At 66.3% G+C, this 5479-nt stretch carries 3 protein-coding genes and 20 tRNA genes; 21 read left to right on the top strand and 2 right to left on the bottom strand.

Annotated features, from left to right (window positions below; genetic code table 11):
* The first annotated feature begins 142 nt into the window (after window positions 1–142).
* The 15 genes from ACWD6N_RS37150 to ACWD6N_RS37220 all read left to right on the top strand — a co-directional run bounded on the left by ACWD6N_RS37150 (window position 143) and on the right by ACWD6N_RS37220 (window position 2126).
* Window positions 143–232 (top strand) — tRNA-Ser (locus ACWD6N_RS37150).
* A 1-nt stretch (window position 233) separates the two neighbouring features.
* Window positions 234–307: transfer RNA gene (locus tag ACWD6N_RS37155), tRNA-Ile, on the top strand.
* A gap of 13 nt (window positions 308–320) precedes the next feature.
* Window positions 321–393 (top strand) — tRNA-Arg (locus ACWD6N_RS37160).
* A gap of 56 nt (window positions 394–449) precedes the next feature.
* Window positions 450–1190 carry a PDDEXK-like family protein gene (locus ACWD6N_RS37165; protein WP_354968315.1) on the top strand — a complete coding sequence of 247 codons (741 nt, stop codon included), beginning with the start codon at window positions 450–452 and terminating at the stop codon, window positions 1188–1190.
* A gap of 8 nt (window positions 1191–1198) precedes the next feature.
* Window positions 1199–1270, top strand: a tRNA-Pro gene (locus tag ACWD6N_RS37170).
* 4 nt (window positions 1271–1274) lie between these two features.
* A tRNA-Pro gene (locus ACWD6N_RS37175) sits at window positions 1275–1348 on the top strand.
* 5 nt (window positions 1349–1353) lie between these two features.
* Window positions 1354–1440 (top strand) — tRNA-Ser (locus tag ACWD6N_RS37180).
* 1 nt (window position 1441) lies between these two features.
* Window positions 1442–1515, top strand: a tRNA-Lys gene (locus ACWD6N_RS37185).
* A 4-nt stretch (window positions 1516–1519) separates the two neighbouring features.
* A tRNA-Arg gene (locus ACWD6N_RS37190) sits at window positions 1520–1593 on the top strand.
* A gap of 8 nt (window positions 1594–1601) precedes the next feature.
* A tRNA-Lys gene (locus tag ACWD6N_RS37195) sits at window positions 1602–1673 on the top strand.
* Between the two features lie 2 nt (window positions 1674–1675).
* A tRNA-Met gene (locus tag ACWD6N_RS37200) sits at window positions 1676–1750 on the top strand.
* Window positions 1751–1752: 2 nt separating this feature from the next.
* Window positions 1753–1824, top strand: a tRNA-Val gene (locus ACWD6N_RS37205).
* A gap of 6 nt (window positions 1825–1830) precedes the next feature.
* A tRNA-Glu gene (locus tag ACWD6N_RS37210) sits at window positions 1831–1904 on the top strand.
* 1 nt (window position 1905) lies between these two features.
* Window positions 1906–1979, top strand: a tRNA-Asn gene (locus ACWD6N_RS37215).
* A 75-nt stretch (window positions 1980–2054) separates the two neighbouring features.
* Window positions 2055–2126: transfer RNA gene (locus ACWD6N_RS37220), tRNA-Val, on the top strand.
* 162 nt (window positions 2127–2288) lie between these two features.
* Here ACWD6N_RS37220 and ACWD6N_RS37225 read toward each other — a convergent pair.
* Entirely contained in the window at window positions 2289–3821 is a 1533-nt protein-coding gene (locus ACWD6N_RS37225; protein WP_387331007.1) for an alkaline phosphatase D family protein, read from the bottom strand.
* 126 nt (window positions 3822–3947) lie between these two features.
* Between ACWD6N_RS37225 and ACWD6N_RS37230 the strand changes: the two genes are divergently transcribed.
* The 6 genes from ACWD6N_RS37230 to ACWD6N_RS37255 all read left to right on the top strand — a co-directional run bounded on the left by ACWD6N_RS37230 (window position 3948) and on the right by ACWD6N_RS37255 (window position 4497).
* Window positions 3948–4031: transfer RNA gene (locus tag ACWD6N_RS37230), tRNA-Tyr, on the top strand.
* 87 nt (window positions 4032–4118) lie between these two features.
* Window positions 4119–4190: transfer RNA gene (locus ACWD6N_RS37235), tRNA-Lys, on the top strand.
* A gap of 3 nt (window positions 4191–4193) precedes the next feature.
* Window positions 4194–4272 (top strand) — tRNA-Val (locus ACWD6N_RS37240).
* Window position 4273: 1 nt separating this feature from the next.
* Window positions 4274–4345 (top strand) — tRNA-Val (locus ACWD6N_RS37245).
* Between the two features lie 6 nt (window positions 4346–4351).
* Window positions 4352–4425: transfer RNA gene (locus tag ACWD6N_RS37250), tRNA-Glu, on the top strand.
* Window position 4426: 1 nt separating this feature from the next.
* A tRNA-Asn gene (locus tag ACWD6N_RS37255) sits at window positions 4427–4497 on the top strand.
* Between the two features lie 111 nt (window positions 4498–4608).
* Here the strand turns inward: ACWD6N_RS37255 and ACWD6N_RS37260 are convergent.
* On the bottom strand, window positions 4609–5355 hold the full coding sequence (locus ACWD6N_RS37260) for an SDR family oxidoreductase (protein ID WP_354968317.1): 747 nt from the start codon (window positions 5353–5355) through the stop codon (window positions 4609–4611).
* Window positions 5356–5479 lie beyond the last annotated feature (124 nt).

Genomic DNA, 5479 nt, shown 5'->3' on the forward strand with positions numbered 1-5479 from the left:
GCCAACATCGCCGCCGCCAACCGACATCACGCCCGCGACAGCACCCGGCCCCTGGCCCTACTCGGCATCATCTGACGACTTTGCCGGGGCCCTGGTTGTCAGCCGGGGGGCCGGGGGTTCGAGTCCCCTCGTCAGCGCGCATGAAGGGTTGGCCGAGTCTGGTCGATGGCGCCGCGTTGCTAACGCGGAGCGGGTCACACCGCCGGGGGTTCAAATCCGTCACCCTTCGCCAAGCCGTCGTAGCTCAGTCGGTTAGAGCACGGAGCTGATAACTCCGGGGTCGCTGGTTCGATTCCAGCCGACGGCACGCAGCAATTCTTGCCCCCGTAGCTCAGTGGATAGAGCACGAGATTACGGATCTCGGTGTCGCTGGTTCGATTCCAGTCGGGGGCTCTTTCCGGGATATGGCGCAGGTTGGTAGCGCGCCGGGCCACGGTAATATGATCCGCATGTCGCGTCCTTTCAAGACCTCCGATGAGGAGTTCGCCCAGGTCGTTGCCCGGTGCCGATCCTGGAGGCACGTACTCCGCGAGCTGGGTGGTACTACCACCAGCACAACCGGGGTACGGCGGCGGGCGGAACAGCTTCAGCTCGACACGTCGCACTTCACTGGACAGCGGTTGTGGAGCGACGAGGAGCTGGCAAGGGCGATCCGGAAGGCAACGACGTGGAACGACGTCGCGATCAAGCTGGGAACTCCGGCGTCCAACGCGAAGCGCCATGCATTGCGTCGAGGTGTCGACTTCGCCCACCTCGACAGGCGGACGCCCATCGAGGGGGACGACGTCGCTTCCTCGCTGAGCCCCCAGCAGGATCTCCTGCGGAACGCGGGTGAGTCGCTGGCCGCGGCCTGGTTCAAGCTCGCCGGTTGCGGCGTCGGGCAGGTGGCAGATCAGCAGCCGTACGACTTGCTTGTGGTCTTCCCGAGCGGGCAGCCGGCAAAGGTACAGGTCAAGACATCACGGCGCGGAGTCAGCGGCGGGGTGCCGTGTTTCCAGATGAACACGAGGAATTACCTCTCGCCGACGCGGCGGACTCGCCTGCCCTACGACGAGCAGGACGTCGACTTCTTCTTCTTCATCGGTGGCATGGAGGACATGTGGTTGGTCCCTCACGCCCGCGTACTCGGGCAGGTTCACTGCTATCCAGGGCCGGAGTACGAGCGATATCGCGTGCGGTGGCCCGCGTAGGGCAACAACGGGACGTGGCGCAGGGGTAGCGCGCTGGTCTGGGGGACCAGAGGTCGGGAGTTCGAGACTCCCCGTCCCGACAAACGGGTAGTGGCGCAGTTTGGTAGCGCGTTCGCTTCGGGAGCGAAAGGCCGTCGGTTCAAATCCGGCCTACCCGACTCGTGGAGGGTTCCGGCCCGTGGGGGCCAGCCGGCCTCGAAAGCCGGAGGGGGGTGCAAGCCCTGGCGTTCGACTCGTCAACCTTCCGCCAAGCGCCGCTAGCTGAGTGGCTTAGCACCTGACTCTTAATCAGGGGAGCGGAGTTCGATCCTCCGGCGGCGTACCAACTTCCCCCAGTAGCTCAGTGGATAGAGCGCTGGTTTCCTAAACCGGGTCGTCGCAGGTTCGAATCCTGCTCGGGGGACGTCTATCGGGCCGCTAGCTCAGTGGTAGAGCTGCCGACTTTTAATCGGAGTGTCCAGAGTTCGATCCTCTGGCGGCCCACTTGCGGGATGGCGCAGTTATGGAAGCGCGCTGGGCTCATAACCCAGAGGCCGCCGGTTCGAATCCGGGTCCCGCTCCCGCCGCGGTAGCTCAGCGGGAGAGCAACGTCTCGACAAGGCGTAGGTCGCTGGTTCGATCCCAGCTCGCGGCACGCAGACGCGCGTTCGGTTATGGGTAGGCCCTCGCCCTTTCAAGGCGATGAAACGGGTTCGAGCCCCGCACGCGCGACCATTCCGGCGTCGCCCAATCGGTAGGGCAGCGGACTGTTAATCCGTACAGGTACAGGTTCGAGTCCTGTCGCCGGAGCGATGACGGGGCCGGGACGGGGCGTCAGCTCCTCCCTGCGGAGAGTGGTCCACCAGGGCTGCCCGTCATCTTCATGCCCGTGTAGCTCAGCGGTAGAGCGCTGGTCCCACACACCAGTTGTCCCTGGTTCGATCCCAGGTGCGGGCACTGGCCTTCGGGCCGACGTTGTGACTGTAGCTCAGCGGCAAGAGCGCCGGATTGCGGCTCCGGAGGTCGGCGGGAAGTCGTACCCACTTGACAGACCCGTCCACGGGTACCTCCTCGATTTCGTCGAGGAGGTACCCAGATCTGGCGCGGGCGACGCCCCCGTCAGGCCTCCTGGCGCACCGGCTGGTAGACGGTACCCGGAGCGGCGCCCGCATCGAGATGCCACGGCAGCTCGCCGGTCGCGGTGCCGTTCGGGTCGTCGGTCTGGTTGCCGACCACGTAGCGCACCTTCCAGCCGGTCGGCTCGGCGATGCACTCCATGTAGCCGTACATGCCGTTGTAGGCGCCGCGGATCTCGTCGTCGGGGAGGAACTGGTTGCTGCTCTGGCTCGTCATCGGGGCGTTGATGAACTCGGTGGCGACGAACGGGCTCGTGTGGTCGCGGAAGCGGCGCACGTGGGTCACGATGCCGCAGTGGATGTCGCCCGACAGCACGACCGGGTTGAACGTGGCCGGTGTGGCAGCCTTGCGCTCCTCGAGGACGGCCGTGACGCGGTCGCGCACGCCGGTGAACGCGTTCCAGCCGTTGTTGCCGCCGTTCCACCAGATCGGCGTCGGCGTCGCCAGCGCGGTCCACGTCGCGGTCGTGGTGCGCAGCCAGTCGAGCAGATCGTCGGTCTGGGCGTTGCCGAGTAGCGATGGGCCGCGGTACTGGCGGACGTCGGTCAGGTACAGGTCGAGATTCGTGCCCCAGGCGATCCGCCGATAGAGCGCGAGGTCGTTCTTCGTGTCGCCGAGCGGGCCGGGGTGCCCGTTGCGCAGCGGCATGTTCTCCCACAGCGCCTGTAGGGCGCGGTTGAACCGGCGGACCTGGCCGACCCCGCCGAGGTCGCCGCCGCGGTAGTCGTTGAAGAATTCGTGGTCGTCGGGCATGACGTACACCGGGAACCGCCGGTGGACCTCGCGCAGGCTGTCGCGCAGCTTGTACTGGCCGTAACGGGTGCGGTAGTCGTCGAGCGAGCTGATCTCGCGCGGCGGCACGTGCGCGCCCCGCCCGAACTCGTAGAAGTAGTCGCCGAGGAACACGACGAAGTCGATATCCTCGCGGCCGGCGAGGTGATCGTGGCCGTGGAAGTAGAACTCGCCGCCGTCGGCGCGGGCGATGTTCTGGCACGTGACCACGGCGAACCGGGCCGTGCGGTCGTCGCCGGCCGCGAACGCCGTGTGCGTACGGCCGATCGGGCTGCGGAACACCGTCCCGTCCGGCCCGTCGACCTCGAACTCGTAGAAGTAGCGCCGACCGGCATCGAGCCCGGCGACGTCGACATGCACGGAAAACCCGTTGTCGGCGAACGCCACGGCCTCACCCGAGGCGATCCACTTGGACGGCGCGCCCAGGTGCGACTCGGTCCGGGCGAGGCGCCAGCGAACCGGCACGTCGGTCAGATCGCCCATCCCGAACCGGGTCGACGGATCGAGCGGTTCCGGGGCGAGCCGGGTCCAGATCACGACGCGGTCGGTCAGCGCGTCGCCGGACGCGACACCGAGCGTGAACGGATCGCCGTCGACCGGCGACATGGCGAGCGCGGGCCCGCTCGTGGTCGCCACGGTGCCCGCCGCGAGCAGCCCTGCACCCGCCAGCGTCAGAAACCGCCGGCGGTCGAGACCGGCTTCGTTCATGTCGCTCTGCCCCATCGAGTTCTCCTACGTCATTGGGTTGCCGGCGGGAACGTAACGACGCCGGTTTGCGCGTCGTGGCCCGCGCCGCGAACGGCAGGCAGCGCGCAGGCGAACTCGTTCGATTCCCGCCAGTGAACTCAAGGGAGCGCGCCACCGATGGTGAGGTGGGCCGGGCTGTAACCCCGGTGCGTTCGCGCTTAGGGAGTTCGAATCTCTCCGCTCCCACGCATGCCCGCGTAACTCAGCGGATAGAGCACCGCCCTCCTAAGGCGGGTGTCGCTGGTTCGAGTCCAGCGCGGGGCGCAGCATCGAGCGTCGCTAGCTCAGAGGGAGAGCAGCCGGCTTTTAACCGGCGGGTGCAGGGTTCGAGCCCCTGGCGGCGTACTTGCCGGGTAGAGGAGTTCGGTCGTCCTCGCCGGCCTCACAAGCCGGAGAACGCGGGTTCGAATCCCGCCCCCGGCCACCAAGCCCTGATAGCTCAGCGGGAGAGCACCGTCTCGACAAGGCGGGGGTCGCTGGTTCGACACCAGCTCGGGGCACAGCATCGCGCGTTCGGTTATGGGTAGGCCCTCGCCCTTTCAAGGCGATGAAGCGGGTTCGAGCCCCGCACGCGCGACCATTCCCCTGTAGCTCAAGGGCAGAGCGGCCGGCCGTTAACCGGTTGATCTTGGTTCGAATCCGGGCAGGGGAGCGATGACGGCTCTTCGAACTTGAGCGGGGTTTCGTGTCGGGCGGCCCGGATGTGAGGGGCTCGCAGCTCATCAGTGATCATTCGAACACGACCTGAGCTAGACCAATTCGGTCAGATGGCCAACCCGGCACCCCCGGACACGACGATCTCCTGCCCGGTGATGTAAACGGCATCGTCCGAAGCCAGAAAAGCGACCGTCCCCGCGACGTCTTCTGGCGTCGCGAGGCGGCCGAACGGATTGTGCTCGGCCATCGCCGTCATCGTCCCCGCGACGTCATCGGTTGCCGTCCGGATCGAGGCTCTCGTCATCGGAGTGTCGGTCATTCCGGGGCTGACCGCGTTGATACGAATCCGGCGCGGTGCGAGCTCGAGCGCAAGTGTCGGGATCATGGCCAGCATCGCGCCGTGTGACCCGGCCGCGACGCTGCTGCCGGTGAGGCTGCGCGTTGCTCCGATACCCACTGTCACAATGACCGAAGCGCCGTCGGACAGCAGCGGCAAGGCTTTGACCAGGGTGAAGAACACCCCTTTCGTGTTGACGGCGAACACCTCGTCGTAGCCCGATTCGTCCCAATCCTCCAGCGTCATCGGACGGTTGACGCCGGCGTTCAGGAACAGCGTGGTCAGACTTCCGAACTGTCCTCCGACTTCGGACACGACCTTGTCGATGTCCGATAGCGACCGCACGTCAGCTTGCAAAACCAGGACATCGTTGGGCAATTCTTGCCGTGCGTGAGCCACGCTCTCCTGACGTTGTCCGGTGACGGCAACGCGGTAGCCGCGATCGTGCAGAGTCCGCGCGGTCGCCTTCCCGATTCCGCTGGTGCCGCCCGTAATCAGAGCCGTACGTTCCGACATCACACTCACTCCATCGTTCGTTGTTGGCTTGGGCTTGACCCGTTTCGACGGACAGGGTCGTTGTGTTGATCTTAGTTAGGCGGCTTGGTCGATCGGTAGCGGTTGTGAGCTGGTGGCCTCGAAA

It is taken from the genome of Micromonospora sp. NPDC005163, assembly GCF_053599835.1.